Genomic DNA, 23,304 nt, shown 5'->3' on the forward strand with positions numbered 1-23,304 from the left:
CTACACAGGTTGTCCGCGGCGCATTGCGATAGCCGCCCAGTGGCTACATGCCATGCCTGGCCTGGCGCATCAGGCGCATTGTCAGCGTCGCAACCGTGCCGACCAGCGCATCGCCCGAATCCGCATTGCTCATGACCATGACGGCAAGTCTGTCCTGCGGGGAAAATACCCACCGCGAATGAAACGCTTCCGTCGCGCCGCTATGTTCACGCAGCGATGCCGAGCTCACCAACTCGTCGCCACAAGGCGTCGCCAGCCAAGACAAGGCAAGGCGGCAATCCAGATCCATGCCCCTGCCCGCCACGGTTTCCAGATCCTGTAACGTCTGCGCAGATCGTTGCGACAGCACCCGCTTTACGCCGGACCCGGTACCGCCGCGGCCCTGCCCGAGCATCATGCTCGAAAAGCGCGCCATCTCAGAAGCGCTCATCCACAAACCATCTGCCGCCTCGTTCGGTTGCGGTGCTTCCGTCCATGGCCGGCCGCGCCGGTAGCCGGCCGCCTGCTGTCCCACCATGCGCTGGTGTGGCTGAAACCCCGCGCGGGGCATGTTCAAGGGCCGAAGAATCGTGCGGCGCACATAGGCGTCGAAGGGTTCCCGCGCCGCATGCGCCACCATGTCGCCCAGCAAGGCATACGCCATGTCGGCACGGGCTCGGCCCATCGTGTCTTCCAACGTCGCTGGATGCACGCCCAGAAGCGTGCGGGCGGTGAACGGCGCAGCATCCATCCACTGCGCGGCGCTACGGCGCGGTTCAACGCGCCAGTTTTCCGACGCGTCGCCGGCCGGCCGGTCCAGCGACAGCAACCCGTCGTCTGCGGCGCGAAGCACGGCCGCCGCCGTGACGACCTTGCTGATGGCGCCCACGCGATACAGCGTGTCGCCGCTCGCCCGTCGATGACGTGCTGCATCCGCGTACCCGAAGCCCGTGCTCCAGACGATGCGCTGATCGTCCACGACGGCGATCGAGAGACCCGGCACCTTGGACAGGCCCATTTCGTAAGGGATGCGCTCGGTCAGGTAGTTGACCACCGCCGCATAGTCCCCTTTCGCGATCGTTGCTGGCTCGGCGGGCGGCAGCCCTTGGCAACCGCCCACGGCAAGGAAAAGCGATCCGACGGCAACCAGACGGGCGAGCGAGGACATGGATGACGGCAACCCTGTGAAAGAGAAATGCCGTAATGCTATCGATGCGCCACCGCGCGATCTTTCGCGCTTTGTAGGGAGTTTGTGAAGATCTTTGCGCGTGCGTTGCATACGCGCCGGGTCATGTCACGCGGTGTGCCACTGGATTACGAAGCGGGCGCCGCCCAGCGGGCTGTCGGACACCAGCGCCTCGCCGTTGTGCCATCGCGCCACACGGCGCACGATGGCCAATCCCAGGCCGGTTCCCCCGGTGCCGCGCGCGCGGCTTTCATCGAGCCGGATGAAGGGGTCGAACACACGCTCGCGATCGGCGGGCGGCACGCCGGGTCCATCATCATCCACCGTCAGCACGTAACGCCGGGGCTCGGGACTGGCCAGTCCGACGTGAACCTTTCCACCCGCATGCCGAATGGCGTTCTGCAGCAGGTTGAGCAAGGCGCGCGTCATGTAACGCGGATACAGCCGAACTTCGCCCGCATCGCAGTGCGTCACCTCGCAATGCACGCCCGACAGCTCGGCCTCAAACGACGCATGCTGCACAACGGAATCGAGCCAGCCGCGGGCATCCTGGGGCTGTAGCGGCATATCGTCGCTCTTGTGCTCCAGGCGGGCGTACATCAGTAACTCCGACGCCATGCTGTCCAGCTCGGCGACATCGTTCTTCATTTCCTCGACAAGACGCCGGCGCGCGACGGGATCGTTCTCTTGATCGATCATGTCCAGTTCGAACGACAACCGAGCGATGGGCGTGCGCAGTTCGTGCGATACCGCGTTGGTCAGCTCGCGCTGATTGCTGACCAGCGCACTGATGCGATCGGCCATCTGGTTGAACGTGTCGCCCAGCCCTCGGATGCTGGAAAACCGCGACAGCTCGGCGCGCACACGCAAGTCGCCCTGGCCCATCCGCTGCGCGGCGGTCTTCAGCGCTTCCAGATCCCGCCAGACCGGCAGCGCCCACACCAGCATGAACGCGCACAACAGCACGCCCAATGCGGCGTAGATCGCAACGATCACCCACGTGCCGACCAGCGGCTCGGGCGGCAGCTTGACCATCAGCCACTGCGCGCCCGGGCCGGGTATGGCGGCCACGAAGCTCATCTGCTCGTCGCGCAGGAAGAATCCGCCGGCGTCGATGGTGCGGCGTTCCGCGTCGGTCAGCGCAAATTCCGCCGCGTTGTAGTCGGCCGGATTCAGGACTTTCAGCGCCAGGCCGTAATGGGGCGCCAGCGTGTTGCGCACGTAGTCGGGGCGCGCCTCGGGCGGCACGTGAGCCAGTTCCTGCTTCAGGCTGTGCAACTGGCCACGTACGGCTTCACGCGTGTAATTGGTCGTCTCGGACTCAAAAAGATAGTTTGCGGCCCGGTCGACCACTTCGTTCGACAGCACGAACCCGATGGCCAGCACCACAAAGATGCGCAGAACGAATTTAAGCATCGCGCAGCTCGTGGACCTTGGGTGAGAACAGGTAGCCCTTGCCCCAAATGGTCTTGATGCGGGCGGGGTCCCGCGGATCGTCGTCCAGCTTGCGGCGCAATTTGCTGATGCATACATCAACGGTGCGATCGAGCCCATTGAACTCGATGCCGCGCACCGCGTTGAGCAGATCATCGCGTGTCAGCACCTGGCCTGCCTGGCTAGCCAAGGCCCACAGCATTTCAAATTCCAGCGTCGTCAGGTCGACCTCGGCGCCGGCCAGCACGACCGCCCGGGTCTGGCGGTCAATCGACAGCGGACCGAAAACCAGGTGTTCCGGCTGCATTTCAGCCTGGTTGTGACGACGCATCAAGGCGCGGATTCGCGCCAGCAGAACACGCGGCTCCACGGGCTTGATGACGTAATCGTCCGCACCGGATTCCAGGCCCAGGATTTGATCCACGTCGTCTTCGCGGGCGGTCAGCATCAGGATCGGCGCGGACGAGAAAGCGCGCAAATCCCGGCAAACCTGCAGGCCGTCTCGACCCGGCAGCATCAGGTCAAGGATGGTGATCGCCGGCTCGTGACGGCGAAATGCATCCACCGCATGATCACCACGATAGGCCTGAACAACGTTGAAACCGTGCTGTTCCAGAAACTGCGCGATCAAACGCGCCAGCTTCGCATCGTCTTCGACTAACAAGGCCTTGGTCATGGTGTGCAGACAGAGTTTCATGCACCGGCGCAGTGCATTTTCGCGGGAAGCATACACCGAAAGAAATCCGGTTCGTGCGGGTCTGGTCGATGGCGATTATCCGGAGGAGCATGTGTTGAATACACCGCAGACCTCAACTGGGGCCGACCATCGCGGCCATACAATCTGTCGGAATTGTTACCAAACTCCCGCTTACCTCTCTGTTACATTGGCGCCTCAAAAATCATTACAAGCGAGGCCAGCCTCACCGCCCGGCAGCCGCCGTGCATGACGCGAGCGCGCACAAAATCAATAAACAATGTGCCGCGTTCAAGCGCCTCAGTCTCAATGTCGAACTCCGGGGTAACAACCAAAATGAGAAAAATTGCACTGCTTGTGGTTTTGCCTGCGCTGCTGGCGGGTTGCACTTCCGCGCAAATGAGCATGATTACCGGCAAGCGGAATAAAACCTATAACGACGTCAATGCGGCCTGGGTCGGCAGCACGGAAGAGCAGCTGGTTTCCAAGTGGGGACCGCCGAAGAAAAGCTACACGCTTGAAAGCGGTGCACGAATCATCTCGTACGAAGACATCTGGGGTCCGATGTCCGCCTATCACGTATGCGTCGAGAAATTCATGATCGAAAAGGGCGTCGTGACGAAGTGGGGGCTGTCGGATTGCCCGGCGCGCATGTCGGGCACGATGCCGGCGGAAACGCCGATTCCGCAACCGACGATGTAAAGCCAGCGTCGCAACGTCAATACCGCCGCCTCGGCAAGTGCCCGGCAAACTGCAAACCGGGGGTTCGTCGAGCGGCATTCACGACAAGCCGACATCCATGACTTATTCGTTGAGCGACATCGGCCGCGCGCCGCCCGGCGGCAGGGCGAACAAGCGCCTGATCGCATTCAGAAACGCGCCATAAGGCCGGCCCAATACCAGCATCATCACGGCTGCGCCCAATATGCCTCGCACCAGACCGTCGGCCGATGCGCCGCTGATCGCGATGATCGCGGCGTAAATGGGCACCTGAAAACTCATCAGCGCCACGCTATCCCAAATCAGCCGGGACACGCGCGTGTCCTTCGCGCGCCGCATTATCCAATCGCGCCATAGGCCATAAGGCCGGCCCACCGGAATCATCAACGCGCCTCCGATCAGCCGCGCGTGGAATACCTGTTCCCAAGTCATTCCCGCGATCCAGCGCTCATTGATGATGCCTGTGGTCGTAAAGAACAGGATCAGCGCAACGGTATCGGCAATATAGGAGCGCGTGGATAGCGGCAATCTGGCCTTGTCCGTCACGTGCTGTTCCCACGGCATCTGTTCTGCTTGCCGGCACCCGAATCTGTATATGGCGGCACGTTCCCGGGCCCGCTAGACTGCGACGACCTTCGATTCCGGAAGACGCCCTCCCCGCGGTAGCCAACATGCTGAAAATATTGGGAAAAGCCTCGTCCATCGACGTGCGCAAAGTGCTGTGGACGTGCGCTGAACTGAACCTGCCGTTCGATCGCGAGGATTGGGGCAGCGGTTTCCGGCCCACGTCGGAACCGGAGTTCGTGGCGCGCAATCCAAACGCGATGGTGCCGGTCATTCAGGATGGCGACTTCGTGCTGTGGGAGTCCAACACCATCATTCGCTATCTGGCGGGTCAGTATCAGGGGCACCACCTTTATCCGGCCGAGCCGAAGCTCCGGGCACGGGTGGATCAGTGGATGGATTGGCAGGCGACGGACCTGAACCGGTCCTGGAGCTACGCCTTCATGGCGTTGGCGCGGCAGTCGCCGGCGCATCGGGACGAGGGCGCCATCGAGGCATCGTGCCGCGATTGGGCGCGGTTCATGGGAATCCTCGACCAGCGGCTGGCCGCCACCGGCGCTTATGTGGCCGGCGACGCGTTCACGCTGGCCGACATTCCGGTGGGGCTGTCCGTGAACCGCTGGTTCGAGACGCCGTTCGACAAGCCGGCGCTGCCCGCCGTCGCCGCGTACTACGACAAGTTGGCGCAGCGCGACGGCTACCGGCAGTATGGGCGCAACGGCACGGCTTGAAGAAAGCGCCCGCGGGCGCACTCCCCCTACTTCACCACGCCGCAAACGATGCGTCCGCCTCCGCCGCCCAGCGGCTCGGGCTTGTCGCTGTAGTTGTCGCCGCCGGCGTGGATCATCAGCGCCCGGCCCTTCACATCAGCCAGCTTCAGGTGCGGGGCGAGCACGGTTTTCGTCGCACTGCCGTCGGCCGCGACTGTCAGGAACGGCAGGTCGCCCTGATGTCCATCGGTGGCCATCGGTCCCTTGTGCGCCTTGGTGGCCTTGGGATCCAGATGCCCGCCCGCGCCGCCACCCGGCGCGGTCTTGCCGCTTACCGGGCCGGGCTCGCACGAGCCTTTCTCGTGGACATGAAAGCCGCGCTCACCGGGGGGCAGGCCTTTGAGGTGGGGCGTGAATTGCAGCCCTTCCTTGGTGTCTTTCAGGGTGATGGTGCCGGCGCTCTTGCCGACGCCATCTGGCGTCAGGAACGACATCGAGACGTCTTCGGCCAGCGCCGCGCTGGACGCGCCCGCCAATGCCAGCGCCGTGACAAGCATCGAGAATTTCTTCATGAATTGCCTCCTGGAAAGATGCCCGCAAGCTGCGGGCGGCCATCGGTACAAGGCGCGCCTCGCGCAGCCGGCGGCGCAGATGAAGATAGCACCGGGGCCGGGCGGTCCGCCAGAAAACTTCGTTCCTGATACAAGCTTGTGACACGGTGTGGGCAGCGGCCCAAGACCATGCCTAGCCGTTCACCATCAGGACCACCGCATGCAGCAGCACGCCGATCAGGCCGCCAACCAGCGTGCCGTTGAAGCGGATGTATTGCAGATCTCGACCCACGCTCAGTTCCAGTTCGTCGACCAGATGACGCTCGTCCCAGTTCTTGACGGTGCGCGAGATGTGCTCGGTGACGCCAACACGCAGCCGTCCTGTCAGGCGCCGCGCGCCGCCCAGGATGTGGTTGTTGATGGCTTCGCGCAGGCCAGGGTCCTCACCCAGTTTGCGGGCCAGCGCCAGCAGCGCGCTTTCCAGATGCGCGGCCAGCGCGGAGTGTTCATCCGCCAGGTCGCGCCGCAGTGCCGCATGGATGTCGTCCCACAGGCCCTGAACGTATTCCTGGACCTTGGGATGGTCGATGGCGCGCTGCTTCAAGGCTTCGACCTGGCTGGCCAGCGCGGGATCGGTCTTCAGGCGTTCGATGTAGTTCATCACCCATGCCTCGTAGTCGCGGCGCACGGGGTGGTCGGGCTCGGACAGGACGTCGCGCAACTCTTCGACTAGGGCGCGCGCCAGGCGGTCGGCCAGATTGTCAGCGATGTTGTCGACCGACTTGACCACGTCGACCGCGGCGATGATGCGCGGCCATTCCTTACGGGCGAACTTCACGAGCAGGGTCGAGGCGCGTTCCTTGACGTCTTCCTCGGCCAGGTAGCCGCCCAGGCGTTCCATCGCCGCGTCCAGCAATTCCTGGTGCCGCCCGTCGCGGGTCAGGAGGCCCAGCACCTCGCCGGCGGTGGCGGCCGCATCCCAGCGGCGCAGATTGCTGACGACGAACTCCTGGATGACGCCGCGCACGGCCCGATCGTCCAGCAGGTCAAGCGTCTGCAGTGCGACACGGCGCGCCCCATCGCTCAGGGCGTGCGCCTGCGCGGGCCGGGCCAGCCAGCGGCTGAGCCGCGCGGCCGGGTCGAAGACGCGCAGCTTTTCGATCAGGGTGTCGGGATCCAGAAAATGATCGCGCACGAAGATCGCCAGGCTGTCGCCGATGCGGTCCTTGTTGCTGGGAATGATGGCGGTGTGGGGGATGGGCAGGCCCATCGGGCGCCGGAACAGCGCCACGACCGCGAACCAGTCGGCCAGCGCGCCAACGGTGGCCGCCTCGCAGAACGCCCGCACCCACGCCCACGCGCCCTGCCCGCCCATGACGTGACTGGTGATGAAGCCGCTGACCATGGCGACCAGCAGCGCCAGCGCCCCGATCTTCATGCGGCGCAGTTGCGTGCGCCGTGCATCGGCATCCGGCCCGGTGCGCGCGCCGGCGATTCGTTGGGAATGGGAGGTATCGGTCATGAAGGATCCGGTGGTGCAAGCCCCGAGCATACCAATCGAAAGCGGCCCGGCCATTGTGGCCGGACACCGCCACCCGCCCTACTCGCTCAAGAACTCCGACACTGCCTCCAGCCCTTCGATGTGATCGGCCACCACTTTTACGATGAAGGCAATGGGCACGGACAGCAGCGTTCCCCAGATGCCCCACAGCCACGTGAAGAGCAGCAGCAGGATGAACACAGCCACGGCGTTCATCCGCGCGATGCGCCCGGACATCCAGGTGGTGATGACCACCCCCATCAGCAGCGCAATCCCAACCGAACTCATGGAGATAGCCAGCGCCGGGCCGAGCTCCCCAAATTGGACTAGCCCCGCGATGCCGGTGCCCACCGCCGTCATCAGCGGACCGAAATACGGAATGATGTGCAGCGCGCCCGCCACCACCGCCCAGGTCGCGGCGTTTTCCAGCCCGAGCAAGCGGAAGGCGAGCCAGGACAACAGCCCCAGAGCCACATTGGTGACCAGCATCATCGCCATGTACATGTGGATCGAGTTGTTGATCTGGTCCAGCATGTGCACGCTGATTTTCTTCTGCGACAGCGTTTTGCCGGCCATCTTCACGAACTTGCGCTTGAACGCGTTGCCCGACAGCAGCAGGAAGAAGACCAGGAACACGCACATGGTGGCCTGTCCGACGAAGGTGGCCAGGCCCTTGGAACCCCACAGCAGAATGTCGCTCAGGCCGCCGTCCGACTTGGCAACGACGACGCGCCCGCCGGGCTTCGGCGCGCCGGACTCCTGCAGGATGCTTGCTGCGTTGCGCAATTTTTCCATCAGGGAGCCGTCGCCGCTCAGGAGCCCGCCCAGCGTGCGGGACAGCTTGCTCGATATCTCGGGGAGCGCGTTGATCATGTCGGCGACCTGATCCTGCGTCACGTAGATCACGCCCACGATCCCGACGGCGATGGCCGACATCACGAGGACGGTACCAAGGGAGCGAGGTACTCGATATCGCTCCAGCAGGGTCACGACAGGATCCAAGGTGTAGGCGACCACGATCGCCATGACCACCGGAACGATGAATTCCTGCGCTGCCTTCAATCCGAACAAGACGGCCAGGACGGTCAGCGTCACCAGACAGAAGCCGCTGACGCGCACGAGCGGCGTGGGCGCCGGCGGCTTGATGAGGCCAGCGTCCTGCGCCGTTACTTTCTCTTCGGCAGGTTCGGTCTTTTCCCCCGCCAGATCGGTCCCTTTGTCGGCGGCCTGGGCCGCTACGGGTTCTGGGCCTTCCCGCTGCGGCGAAGTGACCACGGGCGTTGCGCTCTCCATCTTTCCCCTCACATCCAATTTGCGAAGGCCGTCCGCAAGTTGCGTGCCCGGCGGGTTCAGCCGCTGCTGATTGCCAGCAGGCCCGGCTCGCCATCGTGCCGCCGCTGCGCCCGCTCCAGGATGAATTCAATGATCATCGCAAGCGCCCGCGGATGGTGGCGATTGGGCATGTACAGCATATACATGCCGCGCCCAAAAATGCTTAAGCGCCAATCGGTCAGCGCGGGCACGAGTTCGCCGCGCGCGATGTCCTCGTGCACCACGTAGTCCGGGACCACCCCGACACCGAGGCCCGCACGGATGGCGTCGCGCAGGAACGCATAGTTGCGGGAAATGACGGTGGGTTCCAGCACCACATGCTGGCGGGGCTGGCCGCCGTAGTACGCGGACAGGCGCAGCGGCCGGCCGATCACGGCGGCGCTGATCACCGGCGTTCCGGCCAGGTCTTCGGGCCGCTGGGGAAGCCCGTGGCTGTCGGCGTAGTCCCGTGACGCGCAGGCCACGTAGCGGACCTGGCCCAGTTCGCGCGCGACCAGGTGCTGCGGCGGTTCGGACATGATGCGCACGGCAATGTCGACCTCGTCGCGCAGCAGGTCCTCGACGCTGTTCTCAAACAGTACGTCCAGCACGATGTCGGGATACGTCTTCTTGAACTCCAGCAGCCAGGGGGTCATCACGAATTGCCCGTAGCCGCTGGGCACGCTAAGGCGCACCTTGCCCTGCGGCGTCTTGCCCAGCGTTTCGACTGATTCGCGCGCGGAGGCCAGTTCGTCCTGGATACTGCGCCCGTGCTTGTACAGCTTCAGCCCGATCTCAGTGGGTTCCACGCGCCGCGTCGTGCGCCGCACGAGCTGCATGCCGACCGAACGCTCGAGTTGGCTCAGGTGATAGCTGACGTTGGCTCGCGTCATTTTCAGACGGCGCGCGGCCTCGCTGAGGTTGCCTGCGTCCAGGATTTCGACAAGCAAGATGAGGGATTTGGTGTCCATGGCGGCGCTCCTTGCCGAGCATTGTCAAATTTTCTTGTCCGGAGTGTCAATTATCGATGCCATTGTCAAGACATCTTTGCTGCGAAAGAATAAAGCCATAAGAGACGGGCCACCCCCTGGCCCGCCAGGCTCCGTTCGCGCAAGGCGTCGGCGCACCGGCAGGCCGGCGCGGCGCGCGAGCAGGAAGCATCATTGGAGACACTGTCCATGACAGACAGCGCAAGCACCGGCGCGGCCCAGACGCGCCGCTACGAAGACATACTGGTCGTCGTCATCGACCACCCCCCCGTGAATGCACTGAGCGCCACCGTGCGCCGTGACTTGTCCGATGCCATCGCGCAGGCGCAGACGGACACGCGGGTCCGCGCGATTCTGCTGTTGGGCGCGGGCAAGAACTTCATCGCGGGCGCGGATATCCGAGAGTTCGGCAAGCCGCCGCAGCCGCCCCTGCTGCCCGACCTTTGCAATCAGATCGAAGCCAGCGCCAAGCCTGTCGTCGCGGCGCTGCACGGCGCAACGCTGGGCGGCGGTTTGGAGATTGCCCTGGCGGCGCACTATCGCGTGGCGCTGGCCAGCGCCAAGCTGGGCCTGCCGGAAGTGAACCTGGGCCTCTTGCCCGGCGCGGGTGGCACGCAGCGCGCGCCCCGCCTGATGGGCGCTCAGGCCGCGCTGGACCTGATGCTGACCGGCAAGCACTTGCCCGCCGACGCCGCCTTGGCCTCGGGGCTGGTCGACGTGCTTTCCTCTGAGGAGGATCCGCTGGACGCGGGCCTTGCCTACACGCGCGAACTGCTGGCGCTGAATGCCGGCCCGCGCCGCACGCGTGACGCGGCCGAGGCCCTGGCAGACCGGCCGGCGCAACTGGCGGTAGTGAATGCCGCCGCCGAACGCGTCGCCGCCACCACGCGTGGCCTCTATTCGCCCGCCAAGATCGTGGACGCGGTGCGCGCGGCCATCGAACAGCCCTTTGACGAAGGTCTGCGCATCGAGCGCGCACTGTTCCTGCAATGTCTGGACAGCCCGCAGCGCGCCGCGCTGGTTCACGCGTTTTTTGCCGAGCGCGAAACCGCAAAGATCCCCGAACTGAAGGAAGCGCGCTCGCGCCGCCTTGATCGCGTGGGCATCATCGGCGGCGGCACGATGGGCGCGGGCATTGCCGTGGCGGTGCTGGATGCGGGACTGCCGGTAGTGATGGTGGAGCAGGACGAGGCCGCGCTGGCGCGGGGCCGCGCGCGCGTCGAACAGGTGTACGACCTGCTGGTAAACAAAGGCCGGATCACCGCCGACGAACGGGCCGCACGCCTGGCGCGCTACACCGGCGCCACCAGCTACGACGCGCTGGGCGAAGCGGATCTCATCATCGAAGCCGTCTTTGAGGACATGGCTGTGAAGCAGGCGGTCTTCGCGCAACTGGACCGCGTCGCCAAGCCCGGCGCCGTGCTGGCCACCAACACCTCTTACCTTGACGTGGACCGGATCGCCGAAGCGACGCGCGGACCGGCCGACGTGCTGGGACTGCACTTCTTCTCGCCGGCCAACATCATGAAGCTCATGGAGGTCGTGGTGGGCCGCCACACCGCGCCGGACACCGTGGCAACCGGCTTCGAGCTGGCGCGCCGGCTGCGCAAGATTCCCGTGCGCGCGGGCGTATGCGACGGCTTCATCGGCAACCGCATCCTGGCCGTGCACCGGCAGGCGGCTGACATGATGATGGAAGACGGCGCCTCGCCTTATGACATCGACGCCGCCGTGCGCGCGTTCGGCTATCCGATGGGCCCCTACCAGATGGCCGATCTGGCCGGCGGCGATATTGGCTGGGCGACGCGCAAGCGCCGCGCCGCCACGCGCGACCCGGCGTTGCGCTATGTGCAGATTCCGGACCGCCTCTGCGAGCGCGGCTGGTTTGGTCAGAAGACCGGCCGCGGCTTTTATCTGTACCCCGACGGCGCGCGCCAGGGCACGCCCGACCCGGAAGTGCTTGCCATCATCGACGAAGAACGCCGCCGTGCCGGCATCACGCCCCGCCCGTTTACGCAGGATGACATCCTGCGCCGCTACCTGGCCGCGATGGTCAACGAAGCGGCAAACGTGCTGCACCAGGGCATCGCGCTGCGCCCGTCCGACATCGACGTCGTGTTCCTGTCCGGCTACGGCTTTCCGCGCCACCGCGGCGGTCCGATGCACTACGCCGACACCGTAGGACTGCCCAGCATTCTTGCCGACATCCGCAACTATGCGCAGGAAGATCCTGCGTTCTGGAAGCCGTCGCCGCTACTCGTGCAACTGGCCGAGTCCGGCCGCACCTTCGGCAGCCTGAACGCCGCCTGATCCGAATACATCCCGAGGAACCCACATGCGTGAAGCCGTCATCGTTTCCACTGCCCGCACCCCCATCACCAAGGCGGGGCGCGGCGAATTCAACCTGATCGCCGGACCCACGCTGGCCGCGCACGCCGTGCGCGCCGCCGTGGATCGCGCCGGTATTGACCCCGCGCTGATCGAAGATGCGTTCATCGGCTGCGGCTATCCGGAAGGCGCCACCGGACGCAACATCGGCCGCCAGGCCGTGATCCGCGCGGAACTCCCGGTCAGCGTGGGCGGCGCGACGATCAACCGCTATTGCGCATCCGGCCTGCAGGCGATCGCGTCGGCCGCGAGCCGCATCGTGATGGACGGCGCACCGGCCGTGATCGCGGGCGGCGTGGAGCTGGTGTCGCAGATCCGCACCCGCGACGACGGCGTCAGCGGCATGGACCCGTGGATCGTCGCCAACAAGCCCGAACTCTATCTGCCCATGATCGAGACCGCCGACATCGTGGCCGCCCGCTACGGCATCAGCCGCGAAGCGCAGGACCGCTTTGCCGCGCAAAGCCAGGCGCGCACCGAGGCCGCGCAGGCCGCCGGCCACTACCGCGAGGAGATCATTCCGGTCACCACCACCATGTCCGTCACGGACCGCGCCACCGGCGCCGTCACCGAACGCGAAGTGACGGTGGACAAGGACACCTGCAACCGTCCCGGCACGACTTACGAGGCGCTGGCCGGCCTTGCGCCCGTACGGGGTGAAGGCCAGTTCGTCACGGCGGGCAATGCCTCGCAACTATCGGACGGCGCGGCCGCCTGCGTGCTGATGGAAGCGGGCGAGGCGCAGCGCGCCGGCATCCGCCCGCTGGGTGCGTTCCGGGGCCTTGCCATCGCCGGCTGCGAGCCGGACGAAATGGGCATTGGCCCCGTCTATGCCGTGCCAAAGCTGCTGGCGCGCCACGGTCTGAAGGTGCAGGACATCGACCTGTGGGAACTGAACGAGGCGTTTGCGTCGCAGGCGCTGTATTGCCAGGAAAAGCTGGGCATCCCCATGGATCGCCTGAACGTGGACGGCGGCTCCATTGCGCTGGGCCACCCGTTCGGCGTCACCGGCGCGCGGCTGGCTGGCCACGTCCTGATTGAAGGCCGCCGCCGCGGCGCCCGCTACGCCGTCGTCACGATGTGCATCGGTGGCGGCATGGGCGCGGCCGGCCTGTTTGAAATCTACTGAGAGACCCGCATGGATCTGGAATTCACCCCTGAAGAAGTCGCCTTCCGCGACGAGGTGCGCGCCTTTCTGGACGCCAAGCTGCCCCGGCGTCTGGCGGACAAGGTTGGCGAAGGCAAGCTGCTGACGCGCGACGACATGGCCGAATGGCACGCGATCCTGAACGCGCAAGGCTGGCTGGCCACGCACTGGCCCGAGGAATACGGCGGCACCGGCTGGACGGCCGCCCAGAAATACCTTTTTGACAACGAATGCGCGCTGGCCAACGCGCCGCGCATCGTGCCGTTCGGTCTAAGCATGCTGGGACCCGTGCTGATCAAGTACGGCTCCGAGGCGCAGCGCCGCTACTGGTTGCCGCGCATTCTGGACGGCTCGGACTGGTGGTGCCAGGGCTACTCCGAACCCGGCGCGGGCTCGGACCTGGCATCGCTCAAGACCACGGCCGTGCGCGACGGCGACAGCTACGTCGTGAACGGTCAGAAGACGTGGACCACGCTCGGCCAGTACGCCAACATGATCTTCTGCCTGGTGCGGACCTCTCAGGAAGGCCGGCGCCAGGAGGGCATCAGCTTTCTCTTGATCGACATGAACAGCCCGGGCATCGAAGTGCGCCCCATCATCACGCTGGATGGCGAGCACGAAGTCAACGAGGTGTTCTTCTCGGACGTGCGCGTGCCCGTCGAGAACCTGGTGGGCGAAGAAAACCGCGGCTGGACGTGCGCCAAGTATCTGCTGACCTATGAGCGCACCAACATCGCGGGCGTGGGTCAGTCCACGGCCGCGCTGGAACGTCTGAAGGCGGTCGCCGCGCGCCAGAAGCGGCATGGCCGCCCGCTGACCGAGGACCCCGATTTCGCCGCGCGGCTGGCGCGCGTCGAGATCGAACTGGCCAACATGCGCACGACCAACCTGCGCGTGGTGGCGGCCGTGGCCGGCGGCGGCGCGCCTGGCGCGGAGAGTTCGATGCTGAAGATCCGCGGCACGCAGATCCGCCAGGAGATCAGCGCCTTGAACCGCCGCGCCATGGGCCCGTATGCGCGGCCCTTTGTGCCCGAGGCGCTGCACGACGGCTACGACGCGCCGCCCATCGGCCCGGACGGCGCCAACAGCGCCGCCGCGCAGTACTTCAACAACCGCAAGCTGTCGATCTTCGGCGGCTCCAATGAAATCCAGAAGAACATCATCTCGAAGATGATCCTGGGACTGTAAGGGCTGGCCATGAATTTCGAACACACCGAAGACCGGCGCATGCTCTCGGACATGCTGCGCCGCTTTGTCGCCGAGCAGTATGACTTTGCCACCCGCATGCGGCACGCCGAATCGCCGCAGGGGTACAGCGCCGAGTTCTGGCAACGCTACGCGGAGCTGGGTGCCATCGGCGCGCTGTTTACCGAAGCGGATGGCGGGCTGGGCGGCGCGGGCTTCGACATTTCTGTCGTCTTTGAAGCGCTGGGCCGCGGTCTGGTCGTCGAACCCTTCCTGGACGCGGTGATGGTGGGCAGCGCCATCGCCGCAGCGGGCACGCCCGAACAACGCGAGGCATTGGAAGGCCTGATCGCCGGCAGCCTGACCGCTGCACTGGCCCACGCCGAGCCGCAATCCGGCTACGACCTCAACCAGGTGCAGGCGCGCGCGCAGCGCAGCGCCGACGGATGGGTGCTTAACGGAGCCAAGGCCGTCGTTTACGCGGGCGAACACGCCGATATCTTCCTGGTGTCGGCGCGCACGTCGGGCGCCGACGATGACGAGGCCGGCATCAGCCTCTTTCTAATGACCAAGGCGACGCCCGGCCTGAGTCTGCGGGGCTATGGCCTGATCGACGGCGGACGCGCCGCGGAGCTGGTGCTGGACAACGTGCAGCTCGGACCCGGCGCATTGCTGGGCGACGCGGACGCCGGCCACGCGCTGCTGGAACGCGCCGTGGGCCGCGGCATCCTGGCCCTGTGCGCGGAGGCCGTGGGCGCCATGGACTGCGCGCGCGACGCCACGCTGGAATACCTGCGCACGCGCCGCCAGTTCGGCGCGCCGCTCGGCAGCTTCCAGGCCTTGCAGCATCGCATGGCCGACGTGCTCCTGGAGATCGAGCAGGCGCGCTCGGCCGTCATCAACGCGGCCGCCGCCGTCGACCTGCCCGACCGCGTCGCGCGCGAGCGCGCGCTGTCGGCCGCCAAGGTCACCATCGGGCGCATCGGCACGCTGGTGGCCGAGGAGTGCATCCAGCTGCATGGCGGCATTGGCATGACCTGGGAGCTGCCGCTGGCGCACTACGCCAAGCGCCTGGTCATGATCGACCATCAGCTGGGCGACGAAGACCACCACCTGCGCCGCTACATTGCGCTGGGACAGGCATGAGCGCGGACGCACGGCCATGATCGAATCCCGTTCCGCCACCCTCTCCCGCCCCTTCTCCGCGCCCTTCCCCGTGCGCTCCGCGCAGGACGTCCAGCGGCTGCAGGCACGGCCGCTGGAAGAAACGCTGACGGTGCAGAGCACCTACGAGATCTTCTGCAATTCCGCGGCCGCGTTCGGCGACCGGCGCGCGCTGACCTTCCTGCGCAGCGCGGATCCTGCCGACGCAGCCATCAGCTGGACCTACCGCGACCTGCTGGCCGGCATCCACCAGACCGCCAACCTGCTGCACGGCCTGGGCATCCGCGAAGGGGACGCCGTGGGCGTGCTGCTGCCCGGCTGCCTGGAATACCACCTGGCCCTGTGGGGCGGCGAGGCAGCGGGCATCGTGCAGCCGCTCAATCCGCTGCTGACCGAAGACAAGCTGGCGTCGCTGATGGCGACGGCCGGCGCCAAGGCGCTGATCGCGTATGGGTCCGACGTGGAGTGCGGCTCGTGGTCCAAGGCACTGCGCCTGATGGACCGTGTGCCAACGCTGAAAACGCTGCTTCGCGTGGCGCCGTGGCAGGAAGCCGCAGCGGATCGCCCCACGCTGCCGGACTTCGCGCTGGACTTCAACGCCGCCCGAGCGGCCCAGCCGCCGGACCGGCTGGTCAGCGAACGCGTCATCCGCGCAAGCGATGTGGCGGCGTATTTCCACACGGGCGGCACCACGGGCGCGCCCAAGCTGGCCATCCATACTCACGCCAACCAGGTGTTTACCGCGTGGGCCGCCGTGCAACTGCAAAATGCGGGTCCGGGCGACGTGGTCATCAACGGCTATCCGCTCTTTCACGTGGCGGGCGTGCTGCCGGCATCGCTGGCGGCGCTGTCCGCGGGCGTGGAAACCGTCATCCCGACCACCCTGCTCCTACGCAACCGCGACGTGCTGCGCAATTACTGGCGCCTTGTCGAAAAGCACCGCGCCACGTCGCTGCAGGGCGTGCCGACGATATTGGCCGCGCTGGCCGAGGTGCCGCTGGCCGGCGCCGACATTTCGTCGCTCCGTTACTGCCGCACGGGCGCCGCCCCCCTGCCCGCCGAGCTGGCCGCGCGCTTCAAGCGCCTGTTCGGCCTTCACGTCAGCGAAAGCCTGGGCATGACCGAGATGGCGGGCATCACGTCGATCTCGCCCCCCGGCTGCGAATTCCCGGTCAACTGCGTGGGGTTTCCGCTGCCGTATGTGCAGATCCGCATCGTCAGCCTGGACATGCCCGCCGGCCAGCCCGCGCGCGATCTGCCTCCTGGCACGCCGGGCATGGTGCTGATCAAGGCGCCCAACGTCATCCCCGGCTTTCTGGATCCCGACGACACCGCGCGCGCCTTCACGGAAGACGGCTGGCTCATCAGCGGCGACGTGGGCCTCATGGATGCCGAAGGCCGCCTGCATCTGCAGGGCCGCGCCAAGGACCTGATCATCCGCGGCGGCCACAACATCGACCCCAAGACCATTGAGGACGCGCTTGCCAGGCACCCGGCCGTGCAGCTTTGCGCGGCGGTCGGCGCCCCCGACGCCTACGCTGGCGAGTTGCCCATTGCCTTCGTCACCCTGGCCGAAGGCAGCGAGGCAACGGAAGCCGAATTGGTGGCCTACGCCGCTGCGCACGTGGACGAGGGCCCGGCGCGGCCCAAGCGGGTCGTCGTGCTGGACACCATGCCGATGACCAACGTGGGCAAGATCTACAAACCCGATTTGCGCCGCCTGGCGACCGCCGTGGCGGTCGAGGCCGTGGTGGCGCGCACCCTGCAAGCGGCTGGCCGCGCGCAAGACGATCCCGTCTTCCGCGTGCTGGCCGATGCGCAACCGGATGTCGCCGTAGAAGCCGGCGCCGGTGCGCCCGCGCCGCTGAAAGCCCAGTTGCGCGAAGCGCTGTCCCGGCTGCCCGTCAAAGTCGACTTGCGCGACTGACTGGCTGCCTATAACAACCATCAGGCAACACCCACCAGGAGACAAACAACATGACCCGACTGCCTCTGCGACGCGCTGTCCTCGCCGCCCTGACGCTCACCCTGGCAAGCGCCGCCTTGCCCTTTTCCGCCAGTGCCCAGACTGACTTTCCCACCAAACCCATCACCCTGATCGTGCCCTTCCCGGCCGGCGGCTCCACCGACCGCCACCTGCGGATCGTGGCGCAGGACGCCTCCAAACACCTGGGCCAGCCCGTCATCGTGGAAAACCGTCCGGGCGCCGGCGGCACGCTAGGCACCGCGACCATGGCCAAGACTGCCAAACCGGACGGCTACACCATCGCCCTGTACACGCTGGCGATGCTGCGCATGCCCTACATGCAGAAAAGCAGCTGGGACCCGATCAACGATTTCACCTTCATCCTGGGCCTGTCGGGCTACACCTTCGGCTTCACGGTGCGCTCGGATTCGCCGTACAAGACCTTCAACGAATACATCGAGGCGGCGCGCAAGGCGCCCGGCAAGATCGATTACGGCTCGACCGGCATCGGCTCGTCGCCGCACCTGATCATCGAAGAGATCGCCATCAACGCCAACGTCAAGCTCAACCACGTGCCGTTCAAGGGCAACGCCGACATGCAGCAGGCGCTGCTGGGCGGCCACGTCATGGCGCAGAGCGACGCCACCGGCTGGGACCAGTTCGTCGATTCCGGCAAGATGCGGCTGCTGGTCACCTTTGGCGAAAAGCGCACCACGCGCTGGCCCGATGTGCCGACCGCGCAAGAGCTGGGCTACAAGGTCGTCTCCACGTCACCGTACGGCCTGGCGGGACCCAAGGGCATGGACCCGGCGGTCGTGAAGATCCTGCATGACGCGTTCAAGAAGGCGCTGTTCGACCAGGCCAGCATGGACGTCATGAAACAGCTCAATCAGGAACCCGCCTACCGCAGCAGCGAGGACTACAAGGCGTGGGCGCAGGCTACCTTCGTCAAGGAAAAGGCGCTGATTGAAAACCTGGGGCTGATGGCCAAATAGCGGGACAAGCGCCGGGAGAACAAGGGGCGGCAGGCAAGGCGCGGCCGCTCGGGCCCGCACACCGCGTGCAGACAGAATTTGTATGCAAGAAATGTCTCCCGCCCCGGCCGCCTTTTGTTAGACTGGCTGCCCGACGGTTTCCCGCAACCGGCAGACCCTGCCGCGCCTCATGATCCAGGACGTCCAGCCAGACCCCAGCGCCGACGACATCGCCAAGGAAGTATCCGCCGCCATCGTGGCGCACAAGCTTCCGCCCGGCACCCGGCTGCGCGAAGAAGCCCTGGCCCGGGTTTACAAGGTCAGCCGCACCAAGATCCGTGCCGCGCTCCTGATGCTGTCCAAGGACAAGCTCATCAACATCATTCCGGACAAGGGCGCCTTCGTCAGCAAGCCCGATGCGAACGAGGCGCGCGAGGTCTATGCCGTGCGCCGCATCCTGGAAGCGGCGTTGGCCCGTGAATTCGTGACCTGCGCCAAGACCGCCGACTTCCGCCGCATCGATGCGCATCTGGCCGAGGAACGACAGGCCCTGGAAAGCGGCGACGTGCAGGCGCGTAACCGGTTGCTCAGCCAGTTCCACATCCTGCTTGCCGAAACCGTGGGCAATTCCGTGCTGACAGGCATGCTGCGCGAGCTGTCCGCCCGCAGCGCGGTGATCACCGTGCTGTACCAAAGCTCCCACGACGCCAATTGCTCGTCACGCGAGCACCACGCCTTCATCGAGGCGGCGCGCATCGGCGAGGCCGATCGCGCCTGCGCATTGATGGACGAACACCTGGAACACGTGCTGACCGCGCTGGATTTCAGCGGCGACCGGCAGACAGGCAGCGATCTGGTTGCCGCGCTGCTGAGCTGAGGCGCGGCCAGTCTGACGCAGTTTTCAACCCCGCGCCGCTATCCCGCCCGCAGCAGTTGCTCCATGCGCTGCTGCAACCAGCGCTCCGTCTCGTTCAACACGGCCCCTTGCAGCCACAACGTGCGCACGGACAGCATCGGCAACGCCAGTTCCGCGCACGGCACCGGCGTCAGCGTGGTGCTGAAGCTCTCGTATTGCGCGATGTTCAGCGGGAGGATCGCAAAGCCCAGCCCGTCGGCCACCATGCCCGCGATGCTGTAGAAGCTGTCGGTACGCCACACCGTGGGACTGAGCACCATGTCCTCCACACCCTCCATCTGCATGACGAGCTGGCGGTGACGCGCCAGGTCCTCGCGCGCTACCTGCGGCAGCGCAGCCAGCGGATGGCCCGACGCCACGAAGATCCCTTGCGCCACGTTGCCCAGCGAACGATGCGCAAAGTCGCTGCCAGGGTCGCCCCGGTCGAAGTGGAAGGCGATACTGGCCCGGCCCTGCCGCACGTAATCGGCGACCTCGGTCGCGGTGCCGTTCAATTGGGTCAGCTCAAGCGCCGGGAAGCGCTCGGCCAATTCCAGCGCCAGCGCGCCCAGCACCAGATACGGCAAGGCCTCGTCGAGCGCAATCGACAGGCGCGCCTCCTGGCCACCGGCAAACGCCAGCGCACGCTGCGACAGCCCGCCGGCCTGGCGCAGCAACTCTTTCGCTTCCCGCAGCATTACCTCCCCGGCCGCCGTCAGCACGGCGTTGCGGCGCGACCGGTCAAAGAGCTCCACGCCCAGATCCGCCTCCAGCAGTCCCACCGCCGTGCTGACCGCCGACTGGGCGCGGCCGATGCGGCGCCCCGCCGCCGAGAACGACCCAGCCTCTGCCGCCGCCACGAATTGCCGTAGTTGGTCCAAGGTCCATTGCATGGTGTGCTCCTTTCAACCCATCTATTTTATAGATGCAATCAAACTTTTTATGGCGGATATATAGATGGATAATGCCAGCCCGTGATCCCGAACGCGTACGCCGCGCCCGGAATTACGGTCTTCAAAAGGAGTAGAACCATGCAGCGGACTCATTCGAACGCTGTTGCCGCGGCCACCCCCGGCCGCTGGCTCGTGCTGGCCATCGTGTCCAGCGCCTTGCTGCTGATCGTCGTCGACATGACGGTCCTTTACACCGCCTTGCCGCGGCTTACCCACGAACTGGGCGTCACGGCGTCCGCCAAGCTGTGGATCGTGAACGTGTACGCGCTGGTCGTGTCCGGCCTGCTGCTGGGCATGGGCACGCTGGGCGACCGGCTGGGCCATAAGCGCCTTTTCATGATGGGGCTGGCCGTGTTCGGCGCGGCGTCGCTGGCCGCCGCCTACTCGCCCGGTGCGGTCGTCCTGATCGCGGCCCGTGCGCTGCTCGGCGTGGGCGCAGCGATGATGATGCCCGCCACGCTGTCCATCCTGCGCCTGGCATTTGCCGACGAGCGTGAGCGCGCCGTGGCCATCGGCGTCTGGGCGTCGGTCGCATCGGGCGGCGCGGCGCTCGGCCCCGTCGTGGGCGGCCTGCTGCTGGAGCATTTCTGGTGGGGCTCGGTGTTTCTCATCAACGTTCCCATCGTGCTGCTGGCCCTGCCGCTGGCCTGGCGCTTCATCGCGGCCAGCCGGCCTGACGCGTCGCGTCCGTGGGATCTGACTGGCTCGCTGCAGGTGATGGCGGGCATGATCCTGTGCGCCTATGCGCTCAAGGAACTGGGCCGCGCGTCGCCGTCCTGGCTGCACGCGATGGTGGCCTGCGCGGCGGGCGCGGCCATGCTCGCCCTCTTTGTGCGCCGCCAGCGGCGTCGGCCCTATCCGCTGATCGACTTCGCCATCTTCCGAAACGCCTCCTTCAGTTCGGCCGTCGCCGCCGCGCTGTTTGCCGCGGCCGCGCTGCTGGGCATGGAACTGGTGTTCAGCCAGCGGCTGCAACTGGTGCTGGGCATGTCGCCGATACAGTCCGCCCTCTTCATCCTGCCTCTGCCGCTGGCCGCCTTTGTCGCCGGGCCGCTCGCGGGCCTTCTGCTCGGACGCGTGGGCAGCCGGCGCATGCTTTTCCTGTCGCTGCTGGTGTCGGGTGCGGGCATGGCCGGCTACCTGCTGACCTACGATGCGGCGGTCATCCCGCAGATGATCAGCCTGTGCGTGCTGGGCCTGGGTATCGGCGCAACCATGACCGCCGCCTCCAGCACCATCATGCAAAGCGCCACGCCGGAGCGCGCCGGCATGGCGGCGTCGATCGAGGAAGTTTCGTATGAACTGGGCGGCGCGCTGGGCGTGACGCTGATGGGCTCGATTCTGTCGGGCGTGTACGCGCAGTCGCTATCCGTGCCAGCGGGCGTGGCGGCCACCGGCGCGGCGCGCGACAGCCTGGACGAGGCGCTCGTCGTCGCCGAAAGCCTGCCCGCGGACCTGGCGGCCACGCTGACCGAGATGGCCCGCGGCGCCTTCGAGACGGGCTACGCGGCGGTGATCGCCACCGCCACGATCATGCTGCTGGGCACCGCCGCCTTCGTGCTGCTGAACCGCGCCCGCAGGGCGGTGCAACCCGGCTGACGTCACCCATTGCGGAACGCGTGGTCCATGTCCGCGATCAGGTCTTCCTCGTGCTCCAGGCCGATCGACACCCGGATCAGGCCTTCGGATACGCCCGCGGCATCGCGCTCTTCCGCGGGCACCCCGGAATGCGTGGTCGACGCCGGATGACACACCAGCGTCTCGGTGCCGCCCAGGCTGACGGCCGAACGGAACAGATGCAGCGCATTGATGAATCGGAACGCGCGCTCGCGGCCCCCGTCCAGCACGAAGGCAAACGTCGAACCGGGTCCGGTGCATTGGCGCTTGTACACCTCTTGGTAGGCGCGATCCGCGATCAGTTCCGGGTGGAACACCTGCACCTTTTCGTGCGGATTGCCCGCCAGCCATTCGGCAACCCGGGTGGCCGTGCGCGCCGCCTGCTTCATGCGCAGGACCACCGTTTCCATCGACCGCGTGATCATCCAGCACGAATGCGGATCCAGTTGCGACCCGAACGCGCTGCGGATGGCGCGCACCTTCTTGATGAGTTCCTTGCTGCCGGTGACCGCCCCCGCCACCAGATCGCTGTGTCCGCCGACGTACTTGGTCAGCGAGTACACGGACAGGTCCACCCCGTGCTCCGCCGGCTTCTGGAAGATCGGGCCGAGCAACGTGTTGTCGCACACCGAGATCGGCCGGTAGCCGTGGCGCGTCTCGAACGCATCCAGCTCGTTCTTCATGGCTTCGAAATCGAACAGCGCGTTGGTCGGATTGGCGGGCGTCTCGACATAAAAGAGCTTGACCGGCCCCTTGGCCGCCGCCGCTTCAAGCGCCGCGCGCATGCTGCGCGGCGAGAGCCCGTCCGCCACGGGATGCGAACCCACGCCCCACTCCGGAAAGATCTTGCCGATCAGCGTTTCGGTGCCGCCATAGAGGGGCACCGATTGCACCAGCTGCTCGCCGGGGCGCAGAAACGCCATCAGCACCGCGCTGATCGCGGACATGCCACTTGAAGTCACGGCGGCGTCCTGAGAGCCGTCAAGCAGCGACAGCCGGTCTTCCACGATCTCCAGGTTTGGATGGTTGAACCGGCTGTACACCAGCCCCGCCGTCTCGCCCTGCGGCAAGGGCTTGCGGCCGGACACCAGATCAAAGAACGCGGCGCCGTCCTCGGCCGTGCGGAACGCGAACGTGGACGTCAGAAACACCGGCGGCTTGACCGCCCCCTCGGACAGATAGGGATCGTAGCCGTAGGACATCATCTGGGTTTCGGCATGCAAGGGGCGGCCGAAGATGTCCTTCTTGTGATAGCTCGAGTAAGTCATGGAGTGCCTCTTTCTGGTATTCCAGCCGACCGGGCGGGCGCGTCACATATCTCCCAGACAATAACGCCG

General features: G+C 66.2%; 20 protein-coding genes. 10 read left to right on the forward strand and 10 right to left on the reverse strand.

Annotated elements, in window-relative coordinates; translation table 11 throughout:
• Nucleotides 1–43: 43 nt before the first annotated feature.
• From ASD71_RS08225 to ASD71_RS08235, 3 genes are read right to left on the reverse strand one after another with little or no spacing between them, the layout of a single operon-like run.
• A complete protein-coding gene (locus ASD71_RS08225) occupies nucleotides 44–1,258 on the reverse strand; it encodes a serine hydrolase (protein WP_235512046.1) in 1,215 nt (404 codons plus the stop codon).
• A 15-nt stretch (nucleotides 1,259–1,273) separates the two neighbouring features.
• Nucleotides 1,274–2,581 (reverse strand): ATP-binding protein, encoded by a 1,308-nt coding sequence (locus ASD71_RS08230; protein ID WP_056561874.1) that lies wholly within the window; start codon nucleotides 2,579–2,581, stop codon nucleotides 1,274–1,276.
• The gene (locus ASD71_RS08235) at nucleotides 2,574–3,275 is read right to left on the reverse strand and encodes a winged helix-turn-helix domain-containing protein (protein ID WP_056561876.1); all 702 of its coding nucleotides are present in this window, start codon (nucleotides 3,273–3,275) and stop codon (nucleotides 2,574–2,576) included. Before ASD71_RS08235 ends, ASD71_RS08230 begins: the two co-directional genes overlap by 8 nt.
• A 354-nt stretch (nucleotides 3,276–3,629) precedes the next feature.
• Here ASD71_RS08235 and ASD71_RS08240 point away from each other — a divergent pair, with 354 nt between their 5' ends.
• Nucleotides 3,630–3,995, forward strand: coding sequence for a hypothetical protein (locus ASD71_RS08240; protein ID WP_235512047.1), 366 nt, complete (start codon nucleotides 3,630–3,632; stop codon nucleotides 3,993–3,995).
• A 102-nt stretch (nucleotides 3,996–4,097) separates the two neighbouring features.
• Here ASD71_RS08240 and alaE read toward each other — a convergent pair whose 3' ends face one another.
• On the reverse strand, nucleotides 4,098–4,577 hold the full coding sequence (gene alaE, locus ASD71_RS08245; RefSeq protein ID WP_056561877.1) for an L-alanine exporter AlaE: 480 nt from the start codon (nucleotides 4,575–4,577) through the stop codon (nucleotides 4,098–4,100).
• 107 nt (nucleotides 4,578–4,684) lie between these two features.
• Between alaE and ASD71_RS08250 the strand changes: the two genes are divergently transcribed.
• Entirely contained in the window at nucleotides 4,685–5,308 is a 624-nt protein-coding gene (locus tag ASD71_RS08250) for a glutathione S-transferase family protein (RefSeq protein ID WP_056561880.1), read from the forward strand.
• A gap of 26 nt (nucleotides 5,309–5,334) precedes the next feature.
• On the opposite strand, the gene sodC is transcribed toward ASD71_RS08250, so the two are convergent.
• The 4 genes from sodC to ASD71_RS08270 form a co-directional block, all read right to left on the reverse strand.
• Nucleotides 5,335–5,859, reverse strand: a complete 525-nt coding sequence (sodC, locus tag ASD71_RS08255) for a superoxide dismutase family protein (RefSeq protein WP_056561881.1) — start codon at nucleotides 5,857–5,859, stop codon at nucleotides 5,335–5,337.
• Nucleotides 5,860–6,031: 172 nt separating this feature from the next.
• Complete coding sequence (locus ASD71_RS08260; protein WP_056561882.1) at nucleotides 6,032–7,360, reverse strand: DUF445 domain-containing protein; 1,329 nt, start codon at nucleotides 7,358–7,360, stop codon at nucleotides 6,032–6,034.
• 78 nt (nucleotides 7,361–7,438) lie between these two features.
• Nucleotides 7,439–8,671: an AI-2E family transporter gene (locus ASD71_RS08265; protein ID WP_082578828.1), complete on the reverse strand. Its 1,233-nt coding sequence runs from the start codon at nucleotides 8,669–8,671 to the stop codon at nucleotides 7,439–7,441.
• A gap of 56 nt (nucleotides 8,672–8,727) precedes the next feature.
• A complete protein-coding gene (locus ASD71_RS08270; protein ID WP_056561883.1) occupies nucleotides 8,728–9,660 on the reverse strand; it encodes a LysR family transcriptional regulator in 933 nt (310 codons plus the stop codon).
• 207 nt (nucleotides 9,661–9,867) lie between these two features.
• Between ASD71_RS08270 and ASD71_RS08275 the strand changes: the two genes are divergently transcribed.
• From ASD71_RS08275 to ASD71_RS08305, 7 genes are all read left to right on the forward strand, one after another.
• Nucleotides 9,868–11,988, forward strand: a complete 2,121-nt coding sequence (locus ASD71_RS08275; protein ID WP_056561886.1) for a 3-hydroxyacyl-CoA dehydrogenase NAD-binding domain-containing protein — start codon at nucleotides 9,868–9,870, stop codon at nucleotides 11,986–11,988.
• A 25-nt stretch (nucleotides 11,989–12,013) separates the two neighbouring features.
• Nucleotides 12,014–13,195, forward strand: a complete 1,182-nt coding sequence (locus ASD71_RS08280) for an acetyl-CoA C-acyltransferase (RefSeq protein ID WP_056561888.1) — start codon at nucleotides 12,014–12,016, stop codon at nucleotides 13,193–13,195.
• 9 nt (nucleotides 13,196–13,204) lie between these two features.
• Nucleotides 13,205–14,401: an acyl-CoA dehydrogenase family protein gene (locus tag ASD71_RS08285; protein ID WP_056561890.1), complete on the forward strand. Its 1,197-nt coding sequence runs from the start codon at nucleotides 13,205–13,207 to the stop codon at nucleotides 14,399–14,401.
• Between the two features lie 9 nt (nucleotides 14,402–14,410).
• Nucleotides 14,411–15,544: an acyl-CoA dehydrogenase family protein gene (locus ASD71_RS08290; RefSeq protein WP_056561892.1), complete on the forward strand. Its 1,134-nt coding sequence runs from the start codon at nucleotides 14,411–14,413 to the stop codon at nucleotides 15,542–15,544.
• Nucleotides 15,545–15,560: 16 nt separating this feature from the next.
• On the forward strand, nucleotides 15,561–17,489 hold the full coding sequence (locus ASD71_RS08295) for an acyl-CoA synthetase (protein WP_056561894.1): 1,929 nt from the start codon (nucleotides 15,561–15,563) through the stop codon (nucleotides 17,487–17,489).
• A gap of 50 nt (nucleotides 17,490–17,539) precedes the next feature.
• Nucleotides 17,540–18,523 (forward strand): tripartite tricarboxylate transporter substrate binding protein, encoded by a 984-nt coding sequence (locus ASD71_RS08300; protein ID WP_056561896.1) that lies wholly within the window; start codon nucleotides 17,540–17,542, stop codon nucleotides 18,521–18,523.
• Nucleotides 18,524–18,692: 169 nt separating this feature from the next.
• Entirely contained in the window at nucleotides 18,693–19,379 is a 687-nt protein-coding gene (locus ASD71_RS08305) for a GntR family transcriptional regulator (protein ID WP_056561898.1), read from the forward strand.
• Nucleotides 19,380–19,417: 38 nt separating this feature from the next.
• Here the strand turns inward: ASD71_RS08305 and ASD71_RS08310 are convergent, their stop codons facing one another.
• Nucleotides 19,418–20,290 carry a LysR family transcriptional regulator gene (locus ASD71_RS08310; protein ID WP_056561899.1) on the reverse strand — a complete coding sequence of 291 codons (873 nt, stop codon included), beginning with the start codon at nucleotides 20,288–20,290 and terminating at the stop codon, nucleotides 19,418–19,420.
• Between the two features lie 138 nt (nucleotides 20,291–20,428).
• Here ASD71_RS08310 and ASD71_RS08315 point away from each other — a divergent pair, with 138 nt between their 5' ends.
• Nucleotides 20,429–21,949, forward strand: a complete 1,521-nt coding sequence (locus tag ASD71_RS08315) for an MFS transporter (RefSeq protein ID WP_056561900.1) — start codon at nucleotides 20,429–20,431, stop codon at nucleotides 21,947–21,949.
• 2 nt (nucleotides 21,950–21,951) lie between these two features.
• On the opposite strand, the gene ASD71_RS08320 is transcribed toward ASD71_RS08315, so the two are convergent.
• Nucleotides 21,952–23,235 carry a cystathionine gamma-synthase family protein gene (locus tag ASD71_RS08320; protein WP_056561901.1) on the reverse strand — a complete coding sequence of 428 codons (1,284 nt, stop codon included), beginning with the start codon at nucleotides 23,233–23,235 and terminating at the stop codon, nucleotides 21,952–21,954.
• Between the last annotated feature and the right edge of the window lie 69 nt (nucleotides 23,236–23,304).

This window comes from Achromobacter sp. Root565 (assembly GCF_001427425.1).
Classification (GTDB): Bacteria; Pseudomonadota; Gammaproteobacteria; order Burkholderiales; family Burkholderiaceae_B; genus Achromobacter; species Achromobacter spanius_D.